This window comes from Kribbella pittospori (genome assembly GCF_004331465.1).
GTDB lineage: Bacteria > Actinomycetota > Actinomycetes > Propionibacteriales > Kribbellaceae > Kribbella > Kribbella pittospori.
On sequence record NZ_SJKB01000007.1, the window covers coordinates 399,619 to 424,689 of the forward strand.

General features: G+C 69.3%; 23 protein-coding genes. 13 read left to right on the forward strand and 10 right to left on the reverse strand.

Features of this window, described 5'->3' with window-relative positions:
• Window positions 1-44 precede the first annotated feature (44 nt).
• On the forward strand, window positions 45-1,163 hold the full coding sequence (cds1, locus tag E0H73_RS23995; RefSeq protein WP_202867530.1) for an L-cysteine desulfhydrase Cds1: 1,119 nt from the start codon (window positions 45-47) through the stop codon (window positions 1,161-1,163).
• A gap of 191 nt (window positions 1,164-1,354) precedes the next feature.
• Here cds1 and E0H73_RS24000 read toward each other — a convergent pair whose 3' ends face one another.
• Entirely contained in the window at window positions 1,355-1,834 is a 480-nt protein-coding gene (locus tag E0H73_RS24000) for a hypothetical protein (RefSeq protein ID WP_131360249.1), read from the reverse strand.
• A 50-nt stretch (window positions 1,835-1,884) separates the two neighbouring features.
• Here E0H73_RS24000 and E0H73_RS24005 point away from each other — a divergent pair, with 50 nt between their 5' ends.
• Both E0H73_RS24005 and E0H73_RS24010 read left to right on the forward strand, forming a co-directional pair.
• Entirely contained in the window at window positions 1,885-3,117 is a 1,233-nt protein-coding gene (locus E0H73_RS24005; protein WP_165555796.1) for a helix-turn-helix domain-containing protein, read from the forward strand.
• A gap of 139 nt (window positions 3,118-3,256) precedes the next feature.
• Window positions 3,257-3,403 (forward strand): hypothetical protein, encoded by a 147-nt coding sequence (locus E0H73_RS24010; RefSeq protein ID WP_238164196.1) that lies wholly within the window; start codon window positions 3,257-3,259, stop codon window positions 3,401-3,403.
• 217 nt (window positions 3,404-3,620) lie between these two features.
• On the opposite strand, the gene E0H73_RS24015 is transcribed toward E0H73_RS24010, so the two are convergent.
• Window positions 3,621-4,187 carry a TetR/AcrR family transcriptional regulator gene (locus tag E0H73_RS24015; RefSeq protein WP_131360254.1) on the reverse strand — a complete coding sequence of 189 codons (567 nt, stop codon included), beginning with the start codon at window positions 4,185-4,187 and terminating at the stop codon, window positions 3,621-3,623.
• A 112-nt stretch (window positions 4,188-4,299) separates the two neighbouring features.
• On the opposite strand from E0H73_RS24015, the gene E0H73_RS24020 reads away from it, so the two are divergent.
• The gene (locus tag E0H73_RS24020; protein WP_202867531.1) at window positions 4,300-5,703 is read left to right on the forward strand and encodes a DHA2 family efflux MFS transporter permease subunit; all 1,404 of its coding nucleotides are present in this window, start codon (window positions 4,300-4,302) and stop codon (window positions 5,701-5,703) included.
• On the opposite strand, the gene E0H73_RS24025 is transcribed toward E0H73_RS24020, so the two are convergent.
• Window positions 5,700-6,572: a 1,4-dihydroxy-2-naphthoate polyprenyltransferase gene (locus E0H73_RS24025; protein ID WP_131360256.1), complete on the reverse strand. Its 873-nt coding sequence runs from the start codon at window positions 6,570-6,572 to the stop codon at window positions 5,700-5,702. The two genes, E0H73_RS24020 and E0H73_RS24025, sit on opposite strands and share 4 nt — an antisense overlap.
• A gap of 62 nt (window positions 6,573-6,634) precedes the next feature.
• Between E0H73_RS24025 and menE the strand changes: the two genes are divergently transcribed.
• From menE to menD, 3 genes are read left to right on the forward strand one after another with little or no spacing between them, the layout of a single operon-like run.
• Entirely contained in the window at window positions 6,635-7,726 is a 1,092-nt protein-coding gene (gene menE, locus E0H73_RS24030) for an o-succinylbenzoate--CoA ligase (RefSeq protein ID WP_131360258.1), read from the forward strand.
• The gene (locus tag E0H73_RS24035; protein ID WP_131360260.1) at window positions 7,723-8,655 is read left to right on the forward strand and encodes an o-succinylbenzoate synthase; all 933 of its coding nucleotides are present in this window, start codon (window positions 7,723-7,725) and stop codon (window positions 8,653-8,655) included. Before menE ends, E0H73_RS24035 begins: the two co-directional genes overlap by 4 nt.
• On the forward strand, window positions 8,652-10,292 hold the full coding sequence (gene menD, locus E0H73_RS24040) for a 2-succinyl-5-enolpyruvyl-6-hydroxy-3-cyclohexene-1-carboxylic-acid synthase (protein WP_131360262.1): 1,641 nt from the start codon (window positions 8,652-8,654) through the stop codon (window positions 10,290-10,292). Before E0H73_RS24035 ends, menD begins: the two co-directional genes overlap by 4 nt.
• On the opposite strand, the gene mptB is transcribed toward menD, so the two are convergent.
• The 4 genes from mptB to E0H73_RS24060 all read right to left on the reverse strand — a co-directional run bounded on the left by mptB (window position 10,279) and on the right by E0H73_RS24060 (window position 14,250).
• Window positions 10,279-11,700, reverse strand: a complete 1,422-nt coding sequence (gene mptB, locus E0H73_RS24045) for a polyprenol phosphomannose-dependent alpha 1,6 mannosyltransferase MptB (protein WP_238164197.1) — start codon at window positions 11,698-11,700, stop codon at window positions 10,279-10,281. The genes menD and mptB overlap by 14 nt on opposite strands.
• 50 nt (window positions 11,701-11,750) lie before the next feature.
• A complete protein-coding gene (locus E0H73_RS24050) occupies window positions 11,751-12,515 on the reverse strand; it encodes an ABC transporter permease (protein ID WP_131360264.1) in 765 nt (254 codons plus the stop codon).
• Window positions 12,512-13,507: an ATP-binding cassette domain-containing protein gene (locus E0H73_RS24055; RefSeq protein WP_131360266.1), complete on the reverse strand. Its 996-nt coding sequence runs from the start codon at window positions 13,505-13,507 to the stop codon at window positions 12,512-12,514. The genes E0H73_RS24050 and E0H73_RS24055 overlap by 4 nt, the downstream gene beginning before the upstream one ends.
• A gap of 92 nt (window positions 13,508-13,599) precedes the next feature.
• The gene (locus tag E0H73_RS24060; RefSeq protein ID WP_131360268.1) at window positions 13,600-14,250 is read right to left on the reverse strand and encodes a PadR family transcriptional regulator; all 651 of its coding nucleotides are present in this window, start codon (window positions 14,248-14,250) and stop codon (window positions 13,600-13,602) included.
• Between the two features lie 55 nt (window positions 14,251-14,305).
• Between E0H73_RS24060 and E0H73_RS24065 the strand changes: the two genes are divergently transcribed.
• On the forward strand, window positions 14,306-15,127 hold the full coding sequence (locus tag E0H73_RS24065) for a GNAT family N-acetyltransferase (RefSeq protein WP_131360270.1): 822 nt from the start codon (window positions 14,306-14,308) through the stop codon (window positions 15,125-15,127).
• Window positions 15,124-15,354: a hypothetical protein gene (locus tag E0H73_RS24070; protein ID WP_131360272.1), complete on the forward strand. Its 231-nt coding sequence runs from the start codon at window positions 15,124-15,126 to the stop codon at window positions 15,352-15,354. Before E0H73_RS24065 ends, E0H73_RS24070 begins: the two co-directional genes overlap by 4 nt.
• Here the strand turns inward: E0H73_RS24070 and E0H73_RS24075 are convergent.
• Entirely contained in the window at window positions 15,320-18,064 is a 2,745-nt protein-coding gene (locus tag E0H73_RS24075; RefSeq protein WP_131360273.1) for a helix-turn-helix transcriptional regulator, read from the reverse strand. The genes E0H73_RS24070 and E0H73_RS24075 overlap by 35 nt on opposite strands.
• A 144-nt stretch (window positions 18,065-18,208) precedes the next feature.
• Between E0H73_RS24075 and E0H73_RS24080 the strand changes: the two genes are divergently transcribed.
• From E0H73_RS24080 to E0H73_RS24095, 4 genes are read left to right on the forward strand one after another with little or no spacing between them, the layout of a single operon-like run.
• Window positions 18,209-18,709, forward strand: a complete 501-nt coding sequence (locus E0H73_RS24080) for a (2Fe-2S)-binding protein (protein ID WP_131360275.1) — start codon at window positions 18,209-18,211, stop codon at window positions 18,707-18,709.
• Window positions 18,706-19,698, forward strand: coding sequence for an FAD binding domain-containing protein (locus E0H73_RS24085; protein WP_131360277.1), 993 nt, complete (start codon window positions 18,706-18,708; stop codon window positions 19,696-19,698). Before E0H73_RS24080 ends, E0H73_RS24085 begins: the two co-directional genes overlap by 4 nt.
• Window positions 19,695-21,944, forward strand: coding sequence for a xanthine dehydrogenase family protein molybdopterin-binding subunit (locus E0H73_RS24090; RefSeq protein WP_131360279.1), 2,250 nt, complete (start codon window positions 19,695-19,697; stop codon window positions 21,942-21,944). The genes E0H73_RS24085 and E0H73_RS24090 overlap by 4 nt, the downstream gene beginning before the upstream one ends.
• Window positions 21,941-23,089 (forward strand): hypothetical protein, encoded by a 1,149-nt coding sequence (locus E0H73_RS24095; RefSeq protein WP_131360281.1) that lies wholly within the window; start codon window positions 21,941-21,943, stop codon window positions 23,087-23,089. Before E0H73_RS24090 ends, E0H73_RS24095 begins: the two co-directional genes overlap by 4 nt.
• Here E0H73_RS24095 and E0H73_RS24100 read toward each other — a convergent pair.
• Both E0H73_RS24100 and E0H73_RS24105 read right to left on the reverse strand, forming a co-directional pair.
• Window positions 23,082-23,699 (reverse strand): MBL fold metallo-hydrolase, encoded by a 618-nt coding sequence (locus E0H73_RS24100; protein WP_131360283.1) that lies wholly within the window; start codon window positions 23,697-23,699, stop codon window positions 23,082-23,084. The genes E0H73_RS24095 and E0H73_RS24100 overlap by 8 nt on opposite strands.
• The gene (locus tag E0H73_RS24105) at window positions 23,699-24,970 is read right to left on the reverse strand and encodes an isochorismate synthase (protein ID WP_131360285.1); all 1,272 of its coding nucleotides are present in this window, start codon (window positions 24,968-24,970) and stop codon (window positions 23,699-23,701) included. The genes E0H73_RS24100 and E0H73_RS24105 overlap by 1 nt, the downstream gene beginning before the upstream one ends.
• Between the last annotated feature and the right edge of the window lie 101 nt (window positions 24,971-25,071).

The following is a 25,071-nucleotide window of genomic DNA, read 5'->3' on the forward strand; positions in this document are numbered from 1 at the left end:
CGTAGGAATACTCAAATCGCCTGCTACGCCCTAGCCTGGCCCGCATGAGTGAGGTTGACGTGTGCCGTGAGGTGGACCGGCGCGACGACAAGGCTCGCGCCTGGGTGTCGGAGGCGATCCGGATCGTGGACGCCGACGCGAACCGGAGCGCGGACACCCACCTGCACGTGTTCCCGATGCCGGACGCGCTGGGCGTGGACCTGTACCTGAAGGACGAGTCCGTGCACCCGACCGGCTCGCTCAAGCACCGGCTGGCCCGGTCCCTGTTCCTCTACGCGCTGTGCAACGGCTGGATCGGCGAGGGCACCACGGTGATCGAGGCGTCCAGCGGCTCGACCGCGGTCAGCGAGGCGTACTTCGCCCGCCTGCTCGGCCTGCCGTTCGTCGCGGTGATGCCGCGGTCGACCAGCCCGGAGAAGGTCGAGCTGATCGAGTTCTACGGCGGCAGCTGCCACTTCGTCGAACGGTCCGGCCAGATCTACGGCGAGGCGAAGCGGCTGGCCGAGGAGACCGGCGGCCACTACATGGACCAGTTCACGTACGCCGAGCGCGCCACCGACTGGCGCGGGAACAACAACATCGCCGAGTCGATCTTCGACCAGCTCCGCCTGGAACAGCACCCGGTGCCGAGCTGGATCGTCGTCGGCGCCGGCACCGGAGGTACGTCGGCCACCATCGGCCGCTACGTCCGCTACCAACGGCACGACACCTCGGTCGCGGTCGTCGACCCGGAGAACTCGGCCTTCTTCCCCGCCTTCGAAGCCGGCGACGACGACTACTCCACCGGCCGCCCCTCCCGAATCGAAGGCATCGGGCGCCCCCGCGTCGAACCGTCGTTCGTCCTCGGCGTGGTCGACCGCATGATCTCGGTCCCGGATGCCGCGTCAATCGCAGCCATGCGCTTCTGCTCCCGCGTCACCGGCCGCTTGGTCGGCGGCTCCACCGGCACCAACCTGTGGGGGTCGCTGCGGCTGGCCGCGGAGATGCGCCGTACGGGCGTCCGCGGCAGCATCGTCACGTTGTTGTGCGACTCCGGCGAGCGCTACGGCAACACGTACTACGACGACGCCTGGCTCCGCACGAGCGGCATCGACATCACGCCGTACACCACCACCCTCGAAACCTTCGCCACCACAGGCCGCTGGCGCGAACCGGGGGAGTAGTTCTTCCCAGCGTGCTACGCAGCCGCTCCTCCGTCGCGACCGCTACGCGCGCTCCCGCCCACCCGACGTTCCTTGCGGGCTGCCGCCCGCGGTTGGGCTCCTTCGTCGCCCGCGGTCGCTGCTTGGCCTGAGCACCTCGGCGAGACGACCGCGGGTGGCTGACATCGTGTCAAACACATCTGCGAGGAAGGTCAGAACGAGACTCGCTCAGCGCCCTCCGGCCAGACGATTGTGATCTCTCGGCCGAGCGAGCGAGCGTAAGCGACGGCATCCGCCGTACCGCTGGAGTCGCCGCCATCCCAGACCGCGATCAGCCTGTCGCAGCGGTCTACAAGCAGTTCACTCGCAGCGAGATAGGCCGCCGATCCTGCGTGTGCGTGCGGCAGCGTGTGCACCGAAGCGGCCCGCTGCCGGAAGGCAGTACACCGCGCACGCTGTTGCTCGTCGGAGATGTGGTCGAAATAGTCGATCGACGGCGCGATGATCTCCAGGCGACCGCCTCGGTCAAGGATGGCATCAGCAAACAGCTGGTCCGCGCCTCGCGCCAGGCAGGTAATCCCGACCAGCTCCTCAGCCGGGTAACCGGCCACGTGCTCAACAAGATCGCGGTAGACGAGTTCGGCGCCACGTTCGCTGAGCTGGCTGTGTCCAGTCACGCCGAGTGTTGTCATGTTCTACATTGTGAAGGTTCAGCAGGTAGCGGATGAGGGCAGGCGGGGAAGTGCCGGACCTGAAGGCGCTGACGACCGGCGAGCGCATCGAGGTGCTTCGCCGAGAGCGAGGCATGTCGCGCGCTGTGCTGGCTGGATTGGTCGGGCGTAGTCCTGACTGGTTGAAGAAGGTCGAGAGGGGCCAGCGCCAGATCACGAAGCTGCCAATGCTCCTGGCGGTCGCGGACGCGCTAGGCATCGCCGACCTGTCCGTCTTGACTGGTGACGACAAGCCGGTGGATTCGAGCGCGTGGGACGGCGAGATCCATCACACTGTCCCCGCAATCCGAGACGCCATCAGACAGGTCGGATTCGCCGCCTTGATTCCGTCCGGACATCCTTTGCTGACGCCCGAGGACCTCCAGCAACGCGTGAGTCGGCTCTGGCGAGTTTGGCACTCCACGCCCCGGCAACGCACTGTTGTAGGGACGGAACTGCCGACCCTGATCCATCAGGCACACGGGGCGATTCAGGCACACCAGGGCTTTAAGCGGAGGCAGGCGCAGGCTGCGGCCGGCGACCTCTACAGGCTCGTCCAGCGTCTCTTGGCGCACATCAGCGAGCCGGAGCTTCATGCCGTGGCCGTTGAACGTGGACGCGCCATGTCCGAGAGCGCGGACACCCGGCTCTCGGTGACCCTGGCCGCGTGGTCGTCGTCGGTCAGCCTTAGTGCTTCGGGCTACTTCGACGAAGCTGCCCACCTGGCTGACGTCGGGGTCAGGACGCTTGCGCCGGTCCTGGCAAAGCCGACCCCCGAGGTTCTCGGTGTCTTGGGGGCATTGCAACTTGAGGCTGCGGCCGCTCACGGGTTCGCCGGCCGAGCGGGTGACGCGTTCCGATACCTCGATCAGGCCGCGTTGACCGCCCGGATGATGCCCCCAGGCGCATCACACCTACAGTCGGGATTCGATGGGACGAACGTTGAGATCATCGGTGTGATCGTCAGCGGCGGCCTGCGCCGAACCGGCGAGGCAATCGTGCACGCGAGACGTCTGGACCCTACGACTATTCCGTCCGTCGTACGCCGATCGCGATTCCTGCTGGAGATTGCGCAAACTCATGCACTACGGAATGACCCGAAGGTCGCCATCGAGTATCTGCGAGCCGCCGCCGATGTGTCCGACGAGGCGGTGGCGCTCATTCCATGGGTGCGACAGCTGGCTGACCAGCTGGTGGCGGATGCGCCTGCACACGTGAGGCGGAGCGCGACACAACTTGCCGACCAGCTCAAAGCTGTCCGCTGACGTTGACAGGCTGGGGGGACAATCTGTCCCCATCGCCTCCTGTGCGCCCACTTAGCGTCTCCATATGCACACCGATGCGGGGTACGGAGCCGTTAGCGGGGTGGAGTGGGGCGGGGGCCAGGAGAACTCGCCTCCGAAGGTGGAGACGCAAAGCGGCTGGCCGATCCTGGACGCCGACGAGCCGTGCGATGGAGCCAACCCGATGACAGGTCGACGATGTGTCATCGGCTATCACCAGGGCTACCACCGCGACAGTACGGGCGCGAAGTGGCTCGACGATGAGTAAGACCGGCGATTCTCACGACCGGCACGGTGCGTGCCTGTAGAGCGTCTGCCCTGCTTCGCGCCCGACTCGAAGACCGGTGGGGCGTACGTGTTGATGCACACACGTCCGCGTACGTCCCACCTTCCAACCGTCGATGGGTTGTCGCCAGGGCGGTCGTACTGCTGACGGGCGCCGGCCAGGGGTTCGGTGGCGCGCGGCAGCGCTGGGGAGGGAACGCTTACAGCAGGCGGTCGACGAGGCTGTTGATGTAGTCGGGGGTTAGGGGGTCTGCGCCGAAGAGGACTCGGATGTACATCGGGGCCATGATGTGGTCGAGCACGGCGAGTGCGTCGGGTGGGTTTTCGCCGCGTTCCTGAGCGCGATCGAGCATGGACTGGAGCTGGCGTCTGCGTTCGCCGAGGAAATCGTCGCGTGCCTGCAGGCCTTGTTGGCCGCTGCTGGTCAGGGCCATGGTCAGGCGCAGTACTGCCAAGCCGTCGGGTCCGGTGATCTCGCGGGCCACCGCGGCCGCATACGTGCGCAGGTCGCCGGCCAGGCTGCCGGTGTCGGGCATCGGCGAGCGCGCGTTGAGGCGGGTGAGCGCCACATCGGTGAGCAGGGTTTCCAGGTTGCCCCACCGGCGGTAGATGCTGCTGTCGGCCACGCCCGCGCGGTCGGCGACATCGCCGACGGTGAAGCTGCCGTAGCCGCGTTCGCCGACCAGATCCGTGACGGCCTGGTGCACTGCCGCGTTGACACGCGCGCTGCGGCCGCCAGGTCGCCGGGTTCGCTGCCGATCCTCCATGAGCCCCACCTTAACGCAGTTATCAGTTGCTTTTGCGGGGCCAACCGCCGTACTGTCCCTTAACGCAGGCATCGCCTGCTTTTGGGTGCGAACAGACGGAAGAGGAGCGGCCGTGACCGCGTACGAAGACATTGCGACGACTGCGCCGGCAGCCGGTCGATCGAGCCGGGCAGCGTTGCTTGCGGTGACTTGCCTGGGCCAGTTCATGGTGCTGCTCGACAACACGATCGTCGGCGCGGCGCTGCCCGACATGCAGCACCGACTGCACACTCAGTTGACCGGCCTGCAGTGGATCGTCGACGCCTACGTTCTGGTGGTCGCCATGCTGCTGCTGTCCGGCGGAGTTCTCGCCGACCGGTTCGGCCGCAAGCGGTTGTATCTGGCCGGTGTCGCGGTGTTCACCGCAGCGTCCGTACTGTGCTCCCTCGCGCCGTCGATCGGTTGGCTGATCACCGGGCGGGTGCTGCAGGGGATCGGTGCCGCGGCGCTCAGCCCGGCGTCCCTGGCATTGCTCGCTGCCGCCTGTCCGAGGCCTCAGGAGCGAGTCAGGGCGATCGGGCTGTGGGCCGGCATCAGCGGCATCGGTCTGGCCGCCGGTCCCGTGGCCGGCGGAGTGCTGGCAGATGCGTTCGGTTGGCCCGCCATCTTCCTCGTCAACGTGCCGATCGGTGTCGTACTGGTGCTGGTCGGTCTGCGCATCCTGGGCGAGTCGCGCAACCCGAGCGCCGCCGCAGTCGACGTCCCTGGGACGATCCTGTCGGTCCTCGGGGTAGGGGCGCTGACCTACGGACTGATTGAGGGCGGTTCCCGCGGCTGGACCTCGCCAGTGATCCTGACCAGCTTCGCCGCCGCGGCACTGCTCCTGGCCGGCTTCGTCGTGGTCGAAGGCCGTCGGGTGGCGCCGATGCTGCCGCTGCGGTTGTTCCGGCAGCGGCTGTTCACGACAGCCAACACGGCGATGGTCGTGGTCGGGTTCGCGCTGATGGGCTCGTCGTTCTTCTTCTCCCAGTTCTTCGTGACCGTGCAGGGCAGTTCGATTCTGCGGGCCGGCCTGCAGACCCTGCCCACCTCACTCGCGATGGTCTTCGTCAGCCCGTACGCAGGCCGACTGGCCGCGCGGTACGGCTTCCGGATCGTGGTCACCATCGGCCTTGCGCTGGCCGGGGCGGGGCTGCTGACCCTGGGCTCGGTGCACTCGGACACCGGCTACGGGAATGTGTGGTGGCGGCTGGCAGTCGTCGGCGCCGGCTTCGCGTTGACCATGTCGCCGCTGACCGGTGCCGCCATCCAGGCGGTCAGCTCGCAGGAGGGAGGCCTGGCCTCGGGGATCAGCAGTACGACGCGGCAGATCGGCGCGGTGCTCGGCGTGGCGATGCTCGGAGCCATCGTCCGCACGAGCGAATCCGGTGGCGGCTCGTTCGAGACCGGCCTCGACAGCGCCTTCACCGTGGCCGGCGCCGTCACCTTGATCACCGCCGTCTTCACCGGCCTGTGGCTGACGAGATCCAGCACTTAGCCGCCGAGTGCGAGCCCGATTCCAAGGCCGATGGCATAGAGGAGTTCGGTGAGCCCAGTCCCTTTCAGGACGGGGATGAGGGCTGGGCCAACCGCGTCGCTGAGGACTACTCGGATGGACTGGACGGCCAGGGGGATGGCGATGAAGGCCAGCAGGGTCCAGGGAGTTGCCAACGCGGAGACGGCTGCCAGGACGAACGCCAGTACGACGAGGGCGGCGTACAGGCGGCGGGAGTTAGCGGCGCCGAGGACTACGGCGAGGGTGCGTTTGCCGGTGACGGTGTCGGTGGGAATGTCGCGGAGGTTGTTGGCGACCAGAAGGGCGCAGGCGATGGACCCGATCGAGACCGCACCGGCGACGGCCGTCCAGCTCAGCGTCTCCGCCTGGACGTACGTCGTACCCAGTACGGCGACCAGCCCGAAGAAGAGGAAGACGCTGACCTCACCGAGTGCGCGGTACCCGTACGGTTTCTTGCCGCCGGTGTAGAACCACGCACCGAGCAGAGACGCCGCCCCAGCGACCAGCAGCCACCAGTTGGAGGTGGCGCACAGGATGATCCCGAGTACGGCGCCCACGCCGAAGCAGGTGAAGGCTGCGGTCTTCACCTGTCCCGGAGTGGCGACCTTGGAGCCGACCAGGCGCAGTGGGCCGACCCGGTTCTCGTCGGTGCCGCGGATGCCGTCGCTGTAGTCGTTGGCGTAGTTGACGCCGATCTGCAGGGTCAGCGCGACGCCGAGCGCGAGCAGGGCCTTCCACCAGACGAAGCCGTCCAGGTACGCGGCCGCACCGGTTCCGACGAGGACAGGGGAGATCGCGGCGGGCAGCGTGCGTGGGCGCGCGCCTTCGATCCACTGGGCAGGGGTGGCCATGACCGTCGATTCTGTCAGCCGCGAGTCCGGCGTCCGACGCCGGGCCGTACGCTCGGAGTGACATGTCTAGCCTGCGCCTCGTCCCCGGTACGCCGGATGCCGTGTTGTCCGCGTTGAGCGGCGTACTGGACGGCAGTGGTACGCCGTTCGCGCCAGTACCGTCCGATCCGGCCGCGGCCGCACGCGTCAGGCAAGCGGCCGCACCGGACGAGCCGCTCGAGGATGGCTGTGCGGTGGTGCTGACCACATCCGGGTCGTCCGGTGAGCCCAAGGGCGTGCTGCTCTCCCGCGAGGCCCTGCTCGCGTCCGCGGTCGCAACGCATGCTCGCCTCGGCGGACCGGGGCAGTGGCTGCTCCCGATGAAGCCGTACTTCGTGGGCGGTCTGCAGATCCTCACCCGCTCGGTCGTAGCCGGCCAAACGCCCGTCATGCTCGGCGACAGCTTCACCGAGTCGACTCAGGAGTTGACCGGCCCACGCCGCTACACCGCGATGGTGCCGACCCAGCTGGCGCGCTACCTGGACACCGATCTGGATGCACTGCGCTCGTTCGACGCCATCATCATCGGTGGCGCCGCCACTCCGGCCCCGCTGAAGGCTCGTGCGGCCGAGGCAGGGGTTACCGCGATCCCGGCGTACGGGATGACCGAGACCGGCAGTGGCTGTGTGTACGCCGGTGAGCCGCTGGATAGTACGTCGATCGCGCTGGACGACGGCCGGGTCCTGATCAAGGGCACCACACTGTTCTCCGGGTACCGGCTGCGGCCGGAGCTGACCGCGGAGGTGCTGCGGGACGGCTGGTTCCGGACGCAGGACCGCGGCGAGATCGTGGACGGCCGCCTGCGCATCATTGGCCGGCTCGACGACGTGGTGATCTCCGGCGGTGTCAACGTCACCCTCACCACCGTCCAGGCTCGGCTGCTTGAGCATCCCGGCGTGAAGGATGCCGTGGTGCTGGGAGTGCCGGACGCTGAGTGGGGGACCAGAGTGGTCGCCTTCGTCGTCGGTGAGCCCGGCCGCGACGAACTGCGGGACTTCGTGGCGGAGGCACTGCCGCGGACTTGGGCGCCACGTCAGGTGGTTGCCTTGGACACCTTGCCGATGCTTGCCTCGGGCAAGGTCGATCGGCAGCGGCTGCTGGAGACCGTGCGGTGATCACGTACTCGATCGGCCTGAAGAACAAGTTCCGCGGCATCACCCTGCGCGAGGGCATGGTGTTCGAGGGTCCGGCGGGCTGGGCCGAGTGGAGCCCGTTCCTCGACTACGACGACGCCACCTGCGTCTCCTGGCTGCGGGCTGCCCGCGAGGCGGCTGTCCACGGTTGGCCGGCGCCGGTGCGGGACGTCGTACCGGTGAACTGCACGGTGCCGGCGGTCGGCCCGTCCAAGGCGGCGGAGATCGTCCGGGCGTCCGGGTGCGGCACGGCCAAGGTGAAGGTGGCCGAGCCGGGGCAGACGCTCGCTGACGACCTGGAGCGAGTGGAGGCTGTGCGGGACGCCATCGGCGCGGGCCGGGTGCGGATCGACGCGAACGGCGCGTGGTCCGTGGATGAGGCCGTGAAGAGCCTGAAGGAGCTGGCCCGCTTCGACCTGGAGTACGTCGAGCAGCCGTGCGCGGCCGTGGAGGATCTGGCCGCGGTACGACGGCGTACCGACGTACCCGTGGCCGCGGACGAGTCGATCCGGCGAGCCGAAGACCCGCTGCTGGTGAAGAAGCTGGAGGCGGCGGACATCGCCGTACTCAAGGTGCAGCCGATCGGCGGAGTCCGTGCCTGCCTGGAGATCGCCGAGCAGATCGGACTCCCGGTGGTGGTGTCGTCAGCTCTGGAGACGTCCGTGGGGATCGCCGCCGGTGTCGCACTCGCTGCAGCGCTGCCGGACCTGCCCTACGCATGCGGCCTCGCCACGGTGTCGATGTTCACCAGTGAGGTCGTCGCGGAGCCACTGCTGCCGGTGGACGGCTTCCTGCCGGTCAGACGCGTGCAGCCTGACCCGGCGCTGCTGGCCGCGGCCCGTGCGGATGAGACCAGGACCGCACTGTGGGAAGAACGCATGACCCGCGTGCAGAAGAGGAGTGCCGGATGAATCCGTCCACAGCGTTCGCGACGGTGGTGGTCGACGAGCTGATCCGGAACGGTGTGCGCGAGGCCGTGGTCGCCCCCGGCTCGCGTAGCGCCCCGCTGGCGTTGGCGTTCGCCGCTGCGGACCGGGAGGGACGGCTGCGGTTGCACGTCCGGATCGACGAGCGTACGGCGGGCTTCCTCGCGATCGGCCTGATCCGCGGGACCGGACTGCCGGTGCCAGTGCTGACAACCTCCGGTACGGCGGTCGCCAACTTGCACCCGGCGGTCCTCGAGGCATCGCACAGCGGACTGCCCTTGATCGTCCTCAGTGCGGACCGCCCACCGGCGCTGCGGGGGAGCGGTGCCAACCAGACGACGGACCAGTTGAAGGTGTTCGGCTCCGCGGTGCGGCTGTTCCACGAGATGGGTACGCCGGTCCGTGAGGTCGGGCAGGTGGCCTACTGGCGTTCACAGATAGCGCGCGCCATAGCCAATGCCGTGGGAGCGCGGTCTGCCGATCCGGGCCCGGTGCAGCTCAACTGCCCGCTGTCAGAACCGCTGGTGCCAACCGATGGTCCGGACTGGCCGGAGTCCCTGGCTGGTCGTAGTACTGGGCCTTGGACTGCCGTGCATGCGGCCAGTGGGCCGCCGACGGCGATCTCGCCTGGCCCTAAGACTGTGGTGGTTGCAGGCGACGGTGCATCGCAGGCGGCGCGGCTGGTGGCGGAGGCGGGTCAGTGGCCGTTATTCGCCGAGCCGTCCAGTCGGGCGCGGACCGGTCCGGCGGTCATCTCGGCGTACCGGTTATTGCTGCAGGCAAACGCTTTGGCCGGGGAGATCGAGCGGGTGCTGGTGTTCGGGCACCCGACGCTGTCCCGGCCGGTCTCCAAGCTGCTGGCTCGCCACGACCTCGAGGTGGTCGTGGTCTCGCCGACCGGGCTGTGGCCGGACCCGGCCCGCCGCGCGGCGTCCGTCGTCACCGGGCTCGAGGTCACCGGGCCGGACACCACCGACTGGCTGGAGCGCTGGCAGCAGGCCGATCAGCTGGCCCGCCCGGCGATCGACAAGGTCGTGACGGACAGCCTGACCGGTCCGGGCGTCGCCGCCATCGTCGGTGAGGCGGTCGGTGCCGACGGCATGCTCGTGGTCGCCTCCTCCAACCCGGTGCGCGACCTCGACCTGGCCCCGGTGGTCCCGATCCGGACCATCGCCAACCGCGGCCTTGCCGGCATCGACGGCACCATCTCGACTGCAGTCGGCGCAGCCCTCGCGAACGCCGGGCCGACGTACGCGCTGATCGGCGACCTGGCCTTCCTGCACGACTCCAACGGCCTGATCATCGGGCCCGACGAGGCGCGGCCGGATCTGCGCATCGTGGTGGTCAACGACAACGGCGGCGGCATCTTCTCCACGCTCGAGCAGGGCGATCCGACCCACGCCACCCACTTCGAGAGAATCTTCGGCACGCCCCACAACACCGACCTCGGTGCGTTGTGCGCAGCGACCAGTACGCCGTACACGCTCGCGGAAACGCCAGAGGCCCTCCGCGCCGCACTCACCCGCACGGTCGCCGGCCTGGACGTTGTAGAAGCCCGCATCCCGCGCACCGCGCACCGCCCGATCACCGAGGCACTGATAGCGGCACTCAGCCAGCAGTAACCGCGACCCGGGCCTTCTTCGAGGGCTGCAGCGTGCGCAGGTGGTTGAGCAGCGGCGCGATGGTCGCGATCGCCAAAGCCGTGGTGGTGAGGATCGGCATGGTCGCACCGCGCAGTGACGAGTTGAGTGGCGCGGCGATCGTGAAGATGAGGCTGATCGCGGTCATGGTGGTGGTCAGCCTGCGCCCAGGCCGCGCAACAGCCAGGAACGGCAGGCACCACAGGAAGTACCAGTCGTGCGCCGTCGGCCCCAGCAGGACCACTGCCAACAGAGCGATACCCACTGCCCGGGCCGCGTGGTGGATAGACGAGCGCAGGCTCAGAACCGCTATCAGTCCGATCGCCAGGACCATGCCGACCAGCCGGACGATCTGGAGCGACTGCTGCGCGGCAGTGTCCTCGCCCAACCACTCCAGTACACCGGACGCCGCCATACCGATCAGGTTCGCGATGGAGAACGGCGATCGGACCAGTCCCGGTACGTCGAGCGCGCCCAGCCACCCGGACCCCACGCCGGTCAATTCCCCGATCGTCACCAGCGTGAGAACCGACACCGCGCCCGCGATCACCAGACTGGCGAAGCGAAGCGCCCGTCCGGCCAGCGGGCTCATGACAGCAGCGATCGCGATGACCACCAGCCCACCAGGTAGCTTCACCGCTGCCGCTGCACCTGCGATAACAGCCGCCGTGCCCCAGCGGCCGGTGAGAGCCACAGCGAAGGCGCTGCACGCCAGTCCGAGCATCAGAATGTCGTTGTGCGCGGCACCGATGCCATGCGTGATCAGCATCGGGTTGGCCACCACCAGCCAGGTCGCGATGGCCGGATCGACGCGGCAGGCCGTTGCCAGCCGTGGCACGGCCCAGGCGATCAGCACGATGCCCAGTACGGCGAGGAGCCGGTGGGCCAGCATCAGCACGTACGGATCCATCGTGAGGTGCGCCATCAGGCCGCCGTACGCGAGTGGCAGCGGCCCGTACGGCGCCGGAGTCTGCATCCACATCGGGTCGACCGCTTCGACGATGTGGCCGGACAGTGCGCCGGGACCGACCTCGTACGGGTTGTATCCCTCGGCCACCAGTGCGCCCTGCGCGGCGTAGCTCCAGGCGTCCCGGCTGAACAGCGGCGGGATCAGCAGCAGCGGCGCACTCCAGTACGCCGCCATCCGCAGCAACGGTGTGCGTTGCCCAGTCATGACCTGGCGGCCCGAGGACAGCCAGGCCCATGCCATCAGTCCGAGCCCGGCCACCATGAAGGTGAGTCCGACCATCCGGCCGGCCAGAGTGGTCCGCAGGTCACCGGTGATCGGCAGGTCCGCCACCCATGACGAGGGCGGCACCACCGAGGTCACCAGACTCGCGACAGCGACGACGGCGGAGCCGACCACTCCACGGATCATCGGCGAGCGCACAGCCGGAGGCTAGGCAGGCTGGGCGACTCCCCGATGAACAACAACTTGCGTCAGGCGGATTCCTTGCGGAAGGTGCGGGCTCCGACGGCCAGGCCGACGACCGTCAGCAGCACGACCCAGAACAGGCCCCACAGCGACGACGAACTGCTGATGTCGCCGCGGAACAGCGAACGGACGCCGTTCACCACGTGCTTCAGCGGGCTGATGTCGGACAGCCGCTGCAGCCACTCCGGGCCGATCTGCATCGGCAGCAGGATGCCGGACAGCAGCAGCAACGGCATCGCGATCCCGTTCAGCAGCGGGGCCAGTGCGTCCTCGCTCTTCGTGATGAGCGCGACGGAGTACGACAGCGAGGCGAAGGTCGCGCCGAGAAGTGCGACGATCACCAGCGACAGCAGTACGCCGCTCCACGGTGCCCGCAGGCCGAGCGGGATGGCCGCGAGGAGCAGGAGGATGGACTGGACCACGAGGACGACGACATCACGCAGTACTCGCCCTGCCATCAAGGCGATCCGGGATGCCGGCGTCACCCGGTCGGCCTCGATCACACCAGCCCGGTACTCCGCGATCAGGCCGAAGCCGACGAACATCGCGCCGAACATGCCGAGCTGGACGATCAGGCCCGGAATGAACACCTGGTAGGCGTTGGTGGTCGCGCCCTGGCTGATCTCCGCGGTGATCGGCTTCAGCAGCGGGCCGAACAGGAACAGATACATCAGCGGCTGGCTGAGCATCAGAATCGACCACATCGGGTTCCGTAGCGACAACCGCATGGCCCGGTGGAACACGATCCAGGTCTCGCGAAGCGTGGTCACGCCACAACCTCCTGCTTCTCCTCGGTCTCGGCCGGGGTGACGTCGTCGTCGCGCAACGACCGGCCGGTCATGCTCAGGAACACGTCGTCCAGCGTCGGTCGATGCACCTCGACCCCCTGCAGTTCGATGCCCTGGGCATCGATCGAGCGGAGCAGGCCGGGCAGCACCGACCCGCCGCGCGGGATCCGGAAGCCGACCACGTCGCCGTCGGTCTCCACCTCGACCGCACCGTCCAGTTCGCCGACGATCTTGCTCACCGCGGGCGCCCGGCCGGCATCGGCCAGACTGAGCCGGACCGCGTCGCCGGAGACCTGCTGCTTCAGCGCCTCAGGGGTGCCGGAGGCAACGATCTTGCCGTGGTCGATGACCAGGATCCGGTCGCACAGCGCGTCCGCCTCGTCCAGGTAATGGGTGGTGAGGAAGATCGTCGCGCCCCGGTCGCGCAGGCCGCGGATGTGCTCCCACAGGTTGGCCCGCGCCTGCGGGTCGAGGCCCGTGGTCGGCTCGTCCAGGAAGATCAGCTTCGGCTCGTGGATCAGCCCCATCACGATGTCGAGCCTGCGACGCTGACCGCCGGACAGCGTCTTGCACTGCCGCCGCCACAGCCCAGGCAGATCCATCTCCTCGAACAACCGCTGACCGTCCGCGGCCGCCTTCGCCTTCGGTACGCCGTACAGCCGGGCATGGTCGACGACCTCGTCACCGGCGATCGCCTCGGGCAGGGTCGACCCGCTCTGCGGCACGTAGCCGATCCCACGTCGTACGCCGACCGGATCCTTGGCCAGGTCGCAGCCGGCCACCGTTGCGGTCCCACTGGTCGGCTGGATCAGCGTGGCCAGCATCCGCAGCGTGGTGGTCTTGCCGGCCCCGTTCGGGCCGAGAAAGCCGACGATCTCCCCGTCGGCGACATCCAGATCAACCCCCTGCACGGCCTGCACCGGCCCGCGCTTGGTTTTGAAGGTGCGGACAAGTCCGCGAGCTTCGATCATCATGCGGACAGTCTGAGCGATCAACTTTGACTAGTCAATGTTGATTAAACCCCGAACCAGATACCGGGTGGAGGGGCGGCCGAGGGGGGTGTGGGTCAGTCGGCGGAGTGGTCCGGGCTGTCGCCGGAGCGGTCGGGGATCTCACGCCAGTGGGTGACCATGCCGGGGTACGGCTCCCAGTCGGCGGCCTCGCCGGCGAACGAATAGGCGCCGTCGGCGACGCGCTGGTGGAACTCCCGGGTCCACTCCAGCTCGCCCTTGTCCCGGGCGGTCGAGATGCGGAACATCTCGACCACGTGGTTGGGGGTGGCGGGGGCTTCGAGGATCTGGCGTTCGGAGAAGGGCTCGGCCTTGAGCCACGACTCCACCTGGGTCATGCGGGCCTCCAGGGCCGCTAGGACCTCGTCGCGGCGCAGCGACCAGAGGAAGGCCAGCGCCGCCTGCATCTTGTCGGGGTGGAAGCTGTCGACCGTCCAGAGCATGCCGCGCAGCAGCGAGAAGTACTCCGTCTCGCCATCGGCCGTCAGCTTGTACGAGGTGCGCCCCGGCCGCTGACCGCTCTCCTCGTCGAGTTCCTGCAGGTAGCCGTGCTTGGCCAGCGTCCGCAGCCCGGTGTAGATCGAGCCCGGGTTGATGTTGGCCCAGTCCTGCACGTCCCAGGTCAGCAACTCACGACGCAACTGGTAGCCGTAGGCCGGCTGGAAGATCCGCACGACCCCGAGCAACAGCAACCGCGTCGTCGACATGCTCGCAGTGTAAATCCGCGCGACCGGAACCGGGCCGAGGCGTACTCTCCCGGGCATGGATGTGCGTGTGACGAGTGATGCCGAGGCCTTCGAGCGGACCGTGTTCCCCTTCCTGCAAAGGGATCCGGTGCTGAACACGCTCATCATGAGCAACGTCCACCAGCGCGCCGCCGAGCGGCTCGAGCCGGAGCCGTCGTACTTCGTCTCCGTGCACGACGGCGACGTGGTCGGGGCCGCGATGCGGACACCCGGCCGGTTCGTCTACCTCGGCGCCCTCCGCGCGGACCTCGCCGAGCCGGTGGCCGATGCGTACGCCGGCGTCCTGCCGGAGCTGGCCGGGGTGACCGGCGATCGTCCGGCGGCGCAGCGGTTCGCGGCCCGCTGGTGCGAGCGCCGCGGCGGACGGGTGAGTGAGTCCAAGGGCACCCGGCTGCACAAGCTGACCACCTTGACGCCGCTCCCGGCCGAGGCTGGTCAGGCCAGGCTCATGCGGGACGACGAGGTCGACCTGGTCGCGGCCTGGGGGAAGGACGGCTTCCGCGAGGAGTTGAGGAGCGGATACCGCGAGTGGGCAGACAGGCAGCTGCAGCTGGGCACGCTGTGGATCTGGGCGACCGACGCCGAACCGGTGAGCATGGTCGGCTTCCACCGCCCGGTCTTCGGTGTCTGCCGGGTCGGGCCGGTGTACACGCCGCCCGAGCACCGCCGGCACGGGTACGCCGGTGCTCTCACCGGTCACGTCAGTGCGAAGATCCTTGCTGAAGGCAACCAGGCGTGTCTCTACACCGACCTGAGCAACCCGACGTCGAACAAGCTCTACCACCGGCTCGGCTACCGCTCGGTGGCCGACTTCGTCGAGATGGAGTTCAGCCGATGATCACCCGGACGACCAGCGATCCGGCTGCGTTCAAGAAGCTTGTTTTCCCTTTCCTGCAGCGCGATCCGGTGCTCAACTCGGCGCTGCTGACCGGCACCGCGGACCGGGAGGATGCGGTGCAGTTGTTCGCCGAGCTGTACTCCGCGCGGACCGGCGGCTTCCAGCCCGTCCAGGACTTCGTCGGCCATGCCTTCAGGCGCGCGGCTGGAGTCCGTGGCGTGAGCTGATGCCGAGCTTGGTGTAGATGTTGCCGAGGTGGTACTCGACGGTGCGTGGGCTGAGGAACAGCCGGCTGCCGATCTCGGGGTTGGAGAATCCGTCGCCGGCCAGGCGGGCGATCTGGCTCTCGCGGGCGGTGAGCTGGGTGGTGGTGGCCGGCGTGCGTTTGCGGGGCTTTCCGCCGGTCGCGACGAGTTCCCGGCGGGCGCGTTCGGCGAAGGCTTCGGCTCCGATCTCGGTGAACAGGTCGTGGGCGGTGCGCAGTTGTTCCCGGGCGTCGTTGCGGCGGCGTCGCCGGCGGAGCCATTCGCCGTACACGAGGACGGCACGGGCGAGGTCCGTGCGGACGCGGGTCCTGGCGAGTCGGTCGATCGCTTCGCGGTAGAGGGCTTCGGCCGTACGGTCGTCGCTGACCAGCGCGCGGGAGCGGGCCTCGATCCCGAGTGCCCAGTCGGTACCGCTCGCGCTGGTCATCGCGGTGATCCAGCCCAGGGTTTCCCTCGCAGCCTCGATCTTTCCGCTACGCACGGCCGCCTCGACGTACTCGGTCGCGGCCCAGTTCACCGCGCCCGGGGTCCGCACCACGGGAGCGTTCACCCCGCCGAGTGCGCGGTGCGCGGCCGCCATCGCCTCGCGGTAGCGGCCTAGGCCGTTGTAGAGCACCGCGTTCGCGCGTTCGGCGACGCCGACCCCGATGCCCTCGCCCCGCTGGCCGGCGTCTGCGATGGTGGCTTCGATCCGGGTCGACGCCTCGGCGCGCTCGCCGCGCAGAGCGGCAACGGCGAGTGCGCCGTAGGGCGCCGGGTTGCTTCCGGTCGCCTCGGTCACGGTCTGGATCTCGTCGACGAGTTCCCCGGCGGCGCCGAGATCGCCGGCGAACAGCAGCAGGTACGCGCGCATGCTGAGCGCGAGCGGTAGCTCACTCAAAGCGCCGGTCTTGCGGGCGAGCTCGAGGTATCGGGCGGACAGACCGTCCCAGCACTCGTCAGCCCACAGATGCAGGGCCGCGACGCAGGCCAGCCAGGACCAGCGCAGCTCCTCCGCCGCGGACATGCCCTCGCCGAACGAGGTCACTGCTCGCCGCAGCACAGGGACGCCGGCCGCGTAGCCCTCGGTGAAGTTGGCGGCCAGGCCGGCCAGGAGGAGATCCGGCGGGGAGGGCTCTTGCGGCCGGGGCGTCGTACTGGCGGCGCGCGCCACGGTCACCGAACTGCCATCCGGACCGGCCAGCCGGTCCGCGAACATGGCGGCCGTCAGTGCGTCCAGGTACGTCTCCCGGGAGAGCACGATGTCGATCGGCTCGAGGCGCTTCGCGGCCTTGAGCAGCAGCGGCGCGGCGTCCCGGCCCCGGTTGGTGGCGAAGGCGACCTGCGCGCGCAGGAGGTCGACGCGAGCCTGTTGCAGTTCGCTGAGCGGTCCGGCTTCGGCCATCGCCAACAGGTTCAGCGCCGCATCGAACGCGCCGGCCCGGCTCTTGGTCTGCGCCGCCGCCAGCGCCCGCGTGGCCCGCTGCGCCGGGTCGAGGGTCAGCTGCGCGGCGCGTTCGAGGAACGCGGCGGCCGCGGCCAGGCCGCCGCGGGCCTGGGCGCGGCCGGCGGACTGTTCCAGTTCCGCGGCGACGGTGTCGTCGGGGCCACTCGCCGCGTGGGCGAGGTGCCAGACGCGGCGGTCGGCGTCGCGCCCAGGATCGGTCACGTCTGCCAGCGCGCGGTGCGCCTCCCACCGTTCCTCCGGCGTCGCCTCCCGATGGATCGCCGAGCGCACCAGCGGATGCCGGAAGATGATCCGCTCGTCGAACCGCACCAGGCCGGCGAACTCCGCTGGATCGACCGTGTCGACGGCGATCCCCAGTCGTTGCGCGGCACGACGTACCAGGGCCGCGTCGCCGGTCGGTTCGACCGCGGCGACGAGGAGCAGCCGGCGGGTGTCGGACGGCAACGGTGCGAGCCGGCGCTGGAAGGTGTCTTCGATCCGATGGGTCAGTTGCTGTGCGTCGGGCAGGCCGAAGCCACCGGCGAGTTCGGCGTAGCTGAGGTCCTGGGGCAGCTCCAGCAGTGCGAGTGGGTTTCCGCGGGTCTCGGCGAGGATCCGGTCGCGGACCCGCTCGTCGATGGGCCCGGGGATCGCCGCGCTGAGGAGCTCTCGTGCGTGTTGTGGCGGGAGGCCTTCGACGTCGAGCCGGGGCATGCCGGAGAAGGGCCCGTCGTCGGCCGAGTCGCGGAGGGCGAAGACTATGGCGACGGATTCGGCCATCAGCCTGCGGGCCACGAAGGTGAGAGTTCGTGCGGAGGTGTCGTCGAGCCATTGCGCGTCGTCGACAGTGCAGAGCACTGGTTCTTCGGCAGCGGCGTCGGCCATCAGGCTGAGGACGGCCAGGCCGACCAGGAAGCGATCCGGTGGCGGACCGGTCCGAAGGCCGAAGGCGGTGCCGAGCGCGTCAGCCTGTGGGGACGGAATGTGGTCGAGCCGGTGCAGCAGTGGTGCGCACAGCTGATGCAGGCCGGCGAACGCGAGTTCGGATTCGGCCTGTGCGCCCGCCGCGCGGATCACCCGGCAGCCGGACGCCTCGGTCACCAGGTATTCCAGCAAGGCCGACTTGCCGATCCCCGCCTCCCCGCGGATCGCCAGAGCCTGGCTCAGGCCGTTGCGGACATGGTCGAGGAGGTCGTCGAGCTGCCGGCGCTCGGCGTACCGATCAACCAGCCGATCAACCAGCATGGTCTGAAGCTAACCCGGTTCGATCCCTGGGACTAGGCCCTTGATTGCCCCGGGCCCAAGTAATCGCGCCAGGGACTCACGGATACGAACAGCGGTACGACGCGGCAGACTCCAACTGATCACCAGCCGGGAGGTACTCGCGCCATGACCAGTGTCGAAGAAGCAGCGACAGGTGTTCCGGTGCCGCTCCGGATCAACGGCCGCGAGCACGTCGTCGTACTCGAGCCGCGCGTCAGTCTGCTGGACGCGTTGCGTGAGCACCTGGATCTGACCGGTAGTAAGAAGGGCTGCGACCAAGGAACGTGCGGGTCGTGCACGGTGTGGATCGACGGCCGGCGGGTGCTCGCCTGCCTGACGCTGGCGGTCGCCGCCTCGGGGCACGAGGTCGTCACGATCGAGGGGCTCGCCGACGGCGACCAGCTGCATCCGATGCAGCGGGCGTTCATCGAGTACGACGCCTTCCAGTGCGGCTACTGCACGTCCGGCCAGATCATGTCCGCGGTCAAGGTGATCGAAGAGGGCAATGCCGGCACCGACGAGGACATCGGCGAGTTCATGAGCGGCAACATCTGCCGGTGTGCGGCCTATCCGAACATCCGGGCGGCCATCCGGCACGTCCGCGACGCAGCGGGAGGAAGGTCATGAGGCCTCTGACCTACAGCCGGGCCGGGGATGTGCAGCACGCGATCGCGCTGGCGACGGCGAACCCGGCGAGTGCCTTCCTCGCGGGCGGAACCACCGAGGTCGACCTGATCCGGGCCGGCATCTCCCACTCCGAGCACCTCGTGGACATCAACGAGCTGCCGCTGCGCGGAGTCGAGGACCGGCCCGACGGCGGCTTGCACATCGGTGCTCTCGCGCGGATGAGCGACGTCGCGCGTACGCCGAGTGTCGTCGAGCGTTACCCGGCGATCTCCCGGGCGTTGCTGCTGGGCGCCTCGGAGCAACTGCGCAACATGGCGTCGATGGGAGGCAATCTCCGTCAGCGCACCCGCTGTGCCTACCTGCGCGACGGCGTCTCGCCGTGCAACAAGCGCGAGCCGGGGTCCGGCTGCGCAGCGCTCGAAGGCCTCAACCGCGGCCACGCGATCCTCGGCACGAGTGAACACTGCATCGCCACGCATCCGTCCGATGTCGCCGTCGCACTGGTGGCGTTCGACGCCGTCATCCGGACCGTCGGGCCGGCCGGCGAGCGCGGGATCGCCTTCGACGACTTCTTCCTGCTCCCCGGTGACACACCGCAGCTCGAGCACCCGATCGCCCCGGGCGAGCTGATCGTCGGGATCGACGTTCCCGGTACGCCGATCGCCCGCGGCTCGGTCTATCTCAAGTTCCGCGACCGGCAGTCGTACGAGTTCGCCCTGGTGTCGGTCGCGGCCGCGATCGAGGTGGACGACAACAGGGTCGCGGGCGTTCGGATCGCCATGGGCGGTGTCGGGACCAAGCCCTGGCGGGCGCGCCGGGCCGAGGCCGCCCTCGTCGGACGCCCGGCGAACGAGACGTCGTTCCGGTACGCCGCCGCGGTCGAGCTGGCGGAGGCCGTCGTACGGGAGCACAACGCGTTCAAGGTCGAGCTCGCCCAGCGGGCGATGGTGCGCGGCCTGCTCCACAGCTTGAACGGGAGGCGGCCATGATTGCCGTCGGTACGCCGGTCACCCGGGTGGACGGCCCGGCCAAGGTCACCGGCGCGGCGCGCTACTCCGCCGAGATCAGTCTGCCCGGGATGACCTATCTGGCCGTGGTCGGAGCCACCATCGCCAACGGGCGGGTGACCGCGATCGACGCCGACGTCGCGCGCGCCGCCGAGGGCGTGCTGGCGGTGCTCACGCCGGAGGATCTGCCGAAGATCGCCGCCGAGCCCCACCTGTTGCCGTCCCTGGCCGGCGGCCCGGCTCCGGGCGAGAGCTTCTTCCCGATGCAGGACGACGTCGTCCAGTACGCCGGACAGCCCGTCGCGCTGGTGATCGCGCAGGAGTACGAACAGGCGCAGCACGCGGCGTCGCTGGTGCGGATCTCGTACCAACCGGCCAGGTCGATCACCACGATCGAGGAGGGCCGCGACCAGGCTTACGAAGCGCAGCGGCTCTTCGGCGGCCTGATGCCGGCGCGGAACGAGCGCGGCGATGTCGAGGCCGGCCTGGCCGGAGCAGACGTGCGGGTCGACGTCGCCCACACGATGGCGGCCAACCATCACAATCCGATCGAAGCCCCATCGACGGTGGCTACCTGGGACGGCGGCAACCTGACGCTGTACGAGTCGACCCAGGGCATCCGTGCCACCCAGCAGACCGTGGCCCTCCTCCTCGGTCTGCCCATCGCCCGCGTCCGGGTGATCACCCGGTTCGTGGGCGGCGGCTTCGGTGCCAAGGCGATGGTGTGGCCGAACGTGACGCTCACCGCGATGGCCGCGCGGTACGTCGGCCGGCCGGTGAAGCTGATGCTCACCAGGCCGCAGATGTTCACGTCCAACGGGCACCGTGAGGAGCAGGAGCAACGGATCACCATCGGCGCCGCGCGCGACGGACGGCTGACCGCGATCCGGCACGAGAAGTTGTCGATCACCTCGCCGTTCGACGACTGGGCCGAGCCGGCGACCGGTGTCTCGTCGCAGCTCTACGGCTGCGAGAACTACCTCGGCATCCACCGGCTGATCAAGGGCAACACCATGACGCCCACGTTCACCCGCGGCCCGGGCGAGTCGCTCGGCGTGTTCACCCTCGAGACGGCGATGGACGAGCTCGCCTACGAGTTGGCCATCGACCCGGTCGAGCTGCGGCTGCGCAACCACACGCCGGTGGACCCGTTCGGCAATCCCTGGTCCAGCGATGGGCTGATGGAGTGTCTTCGCCTCGGCGCCGAGCGGTTCGGGTGGTCCGGACGGAACCCCGCGCCACGGACGACCCGTGACGGCGAATGGCTGGTCGGCACGGGCGTGTCGGCCGCGGCGTACCCGATCGCGTTCTTCATGCCACCGCAACGGGCGCGGGCCCGGATCTTCGCCGACGGCAGCGCGATCGTGCAGACCTCGACGCAGGAGTTCGGCACCGGCGTCCTCACCATGGCCACCCAGGTCGGCGCCGACGCCCTCGGCGTCGCCCTGCGCGACATGGAGTTCCAGGCCGGCGACAGCGACCTGCCGAACAGTACGGCGGCTGTCGGCTCGGCCGGTGCCGGCATGGTCAGCTCCGCCGTCCACGCAGCCGGTACGGCGCTGCGCGAGCAGCTGATCGCCTTGGCGGTCGGCGATGAACAGTCTCCCCTGCACGGAGCCGGACCGAGCTCGGTGAAAGTGGCGGACGGACACCTCACGTCCGCCGAACGTCCGGGCGCGGTCGACACGTACCGCGAGCTGCTGTCGCGCAATCACCTGTCCGACGCCGAGGCGCTCGGCACGTGGCGGCCGCCACCCTTGGACACGCCGCACGGGCTGCTGACGTTCGGCGCCCAGTTCGCCGAGGTCGCGGTCGATCCCGAGCTCGGTCTGATCCGCGCGCGCAGGCTGCATGGCGCGTTCGCGCCCGGGCGGGTGCTCAACCCGCTGCTGGCCCACAGCCAGCTGATGGGCGGCATGCTGTGGGGGATGAGTCAGGCGCTCCTCGAGGGCAACCACATGGATCCTCGCTACGGCCGGTGGGCGGAGACGAACCTGGCGGAGTACCTCGTGCCGGTCAACGCCGACGCCCCCGAGGTCCACGTCGACTTCGTGGACGTGGACGACGAACTGGTCGGCCCGCTCGGCGCCAAGGGCGTGGGCGAGATCGGTCAGGTCGGTGTCGCGGCCGCCATCGCGAACGCGGTCTTCCACGCGACCGGCCGGCGGATCCGCAGCCTGCCGATGGCGCCGGAACTCGTGATGGACCCCGCCAGCGACGGGCGATGAGCGATAGTGGGCCGGCGGGCTCCGCGGTGCCCGCCGGCCGGTCCCGGCTGCCGGAACGACCACCACTGTCGCAACCACGCAGTACCGGCTCGCGATCGTCCCGCCAGCCCGCGCTCGGGCTGCTCGGCCTGCTGCTCGTCATCCCGGTCGCGGTGGTACTGGCGATCGGTGCCGGCGGCGAGGGGTCGATCCGCGTCCTCGCACCGCTGGTGACGTTCTCCCTGCCGCTTGTCGTGATGATCGCCTTCTGGTGGGAGGACTGGCCCGGCACCCGGTTGCGCAGTAGCTGGTCCGGCTGGGCCGACACCGTGCTGATCATCGCGGGCGCGATAGTCCTGACCGCTGCCGGTCAGGCCCTGGCCGGTCGGCTCGATCCCGCAGCCCTGTTCGATCCCACGCCCGGTCCAGGGCATGTACCGACCTTTCCCGCGACCATGCCGCCGGCCGGACTGGCCTTCGTCGTCACGCTCCAGATCACGCTCGTCGGTGAGGGGTGGCCGTTGCGGCGCCTCAACCCGCTGGTCGCCGGTCCGATCGCGGTCGCGATCGCCTGGGCCATCGCGGTCGTCGGCTACCTCACCGTCGTAGAGATCGAGTCGCCCCCTGGTTCGGACGTGATCGCGCGGGACGGGCCGGTGCCAGGCGCCGTGCTCGGCGCGACGCTGGTCCTGATCGGCGCCTGGCAGGTGCTCTTTTTCGTCGTCTGGCGCGGCTGGCCGTTCGCGACTGTCGCGCGTCGAGCGGCTCGCCTCACCATCGGCCACGTGACGGTGATCGGCGGCGGGATCGTCAGCTACCTCGTGATGCGTGAACTGCTGGGGCTGACTCCTGCCCGGATCACCGCGCTCAGTGGCTGCTTCATCGCCGCCGGCCTGTTGCTCGGCATGCTGCTCGAGGGCTGGCTCGGCAATCTCAGCCCCGCCGTCGAACGCGCCACCCTGCTGCTGGCCACACTCGCCTTGGCGGTCCTGTTGGCGATCACCTTGCAGGCAATCGCCGACCGGGCCATGCATCTGACGCCCAGGACCGCCGACGACTGGGTCGGCCATGCCGCCCTCAACGCCCTCGCCACGGCGACCATCCTGCACGTCGCCATCGGACGTCGCTGGCCGTTCCCACACCCGGCCGAGCAGGCAGTCAGTTGATGTCTAGCGTGTCGCCCGGGGCGAGGGCGTGGTACGGGCGCTCGTCGGAGTTGAGGAAGCGGCCCATCATGCCGAGGCCGAGCGGGCTGAGCAGCGCGTCGTGGATGCCGACCAGCTGCTGGGACTTGATCTCGCGGGCGTAGCCAACGGCCGGCGGCAGCGCGAACCACGGGCCGGAGATCGGCACCAGGTTGGTGTGGACGGCGCGGTCCGGCTGGGTGAACGAGTCGCCCGGGTGGTACACCGCGTCCTCGATCAGGAAGCCGATGTTCTCGCACGGAACGCCCAGCTCCGGCAGGATCACCGCGTGGTCCTTGCCGTAGGCACTGATCCGGAATCCGGCCGCCTCGAACGACTGCCCGCCGGCCACCACATTCACCCGGTCGCCCAGGTCGGACAACTGCTCGGCGACACCGGAGTTCGTGTAGACCGGCGCGTCCAGTGCCTTCACCCGATCGATGTCGATGTGGTCCTGGTGCTCGTGCGTGACCAGGATCGCGTCGGCCCGCTCGAACGCGGCGTCCTCACTGAACGACCCCGGATCGACCAGCAGCACCTTCCCGTCCTTCTCGATCCGCACACAAGCATGCGTGAACTTCGTGAGCTTCATCAGTCTCCCAACGCGTCTCTCATCGGAACCAGCTTGGCGTTCGTTTCCGCCAGCTCGGCGACGGGATCGGAGCCCGCCACGATGCCCGCGCCGGCGAAGAGCCGCATCCGGCGTGGGTTGTCCGGGTCGGCCTGGCCACAGCGCAGTGCGATGCACCACTCACCGTCCCCGGCCGCGTCCATCCATCCGACCGGTCCGCTGAACCGGCCGCGCTGCATCCCCTCGATCTCACCGATCAGGTTGCGGGCGACCGGCGTCGGCGTACCGCAGATCGCCGCGGACGGGTGCAGCGCGGCGGCGAGGCCGAGCGCGGACGCTCCGTTCGCGGCGACGCCGGCGACGTCGGAGGCGAGATGCATCACATTCGGCAGGTGCAGGACGAACGGCGTCTCGGGCACCTGCATCGACTTGCAGTGCGGCTTGAGCGCTTCGGCCACCGACCGTACTGCGTACTCGTGCTCCTCCAGGTCCTTGCTCGACCGGGCCAGCGACGCGGCCAGCGCCAGGTCGTGCGCGTCGTCCCCAGTACGGCGGATCGTGCCGGCCAGCACGCGGGACGTGATGAGGCCCTTCTCCCGCCGGACCAGCAGCTCCGGGGTGGCACCGATCAGGCCGTCGACGGAGAACGTCCAGCAGTTCGGGTACGCCGCGGCCAGCCGGCGCAACGGCCAGCGCAGGTCGATCGGCTGCTCGGCGATCGCGATCAGATCGCGGGCCAGCACCACCTTGTCCAGCTCGCCGGCCGTGATCCGCTGGACCGCGTCCGCGACGATGCTCGACCAGTCCGTTCCGGACCGGGCTCCGTCGGAGAACGTCACGTCGTACACCGGGTTCGGCTCGTTCGCGACCAGCTCGGGCGGCGCGGTCAGCGAACTGGCCGGCGAGATCGTGGTCACCCAGGTGGTGCCGCCGCGGCGGCCGACGATCACCTCGGGAACGACCAGCTCACTCGGGTCCTGGTCGGTGAACCCGAACGATCCGAAGCAGACCAGTCCCGATCCTGGTACGCCGACCTCGTCGCGGATCACGGCGGCCGCGACCAGCTCCTTCCACCAGGACACCGCATCCTGGAAGCGGTTGCTGCCGGCAACATCGAGGCGGGCCGCGACGCCCCAGCCGACCTGGCCGTCGCCACGTCGTACCCAGGCCAGGCCGCCCTCGGTGGGCAGATGGTCCATCAGTTGCGCCGACACTCCGTCGACGGGCTGGCTGCGGATCACCAGATGGGGCGCCGGCTGATGACCGGATCGGACCGGGTCAGACAAGCTCACGGCACCACTCCTCGCTAGCGCTCCGGCCCCGGGTCGCGATGGCCGGTCGAAAACACGGAGATGCACTCACGAGATGCAAGCGTATGCCTGCCCGATGTCCA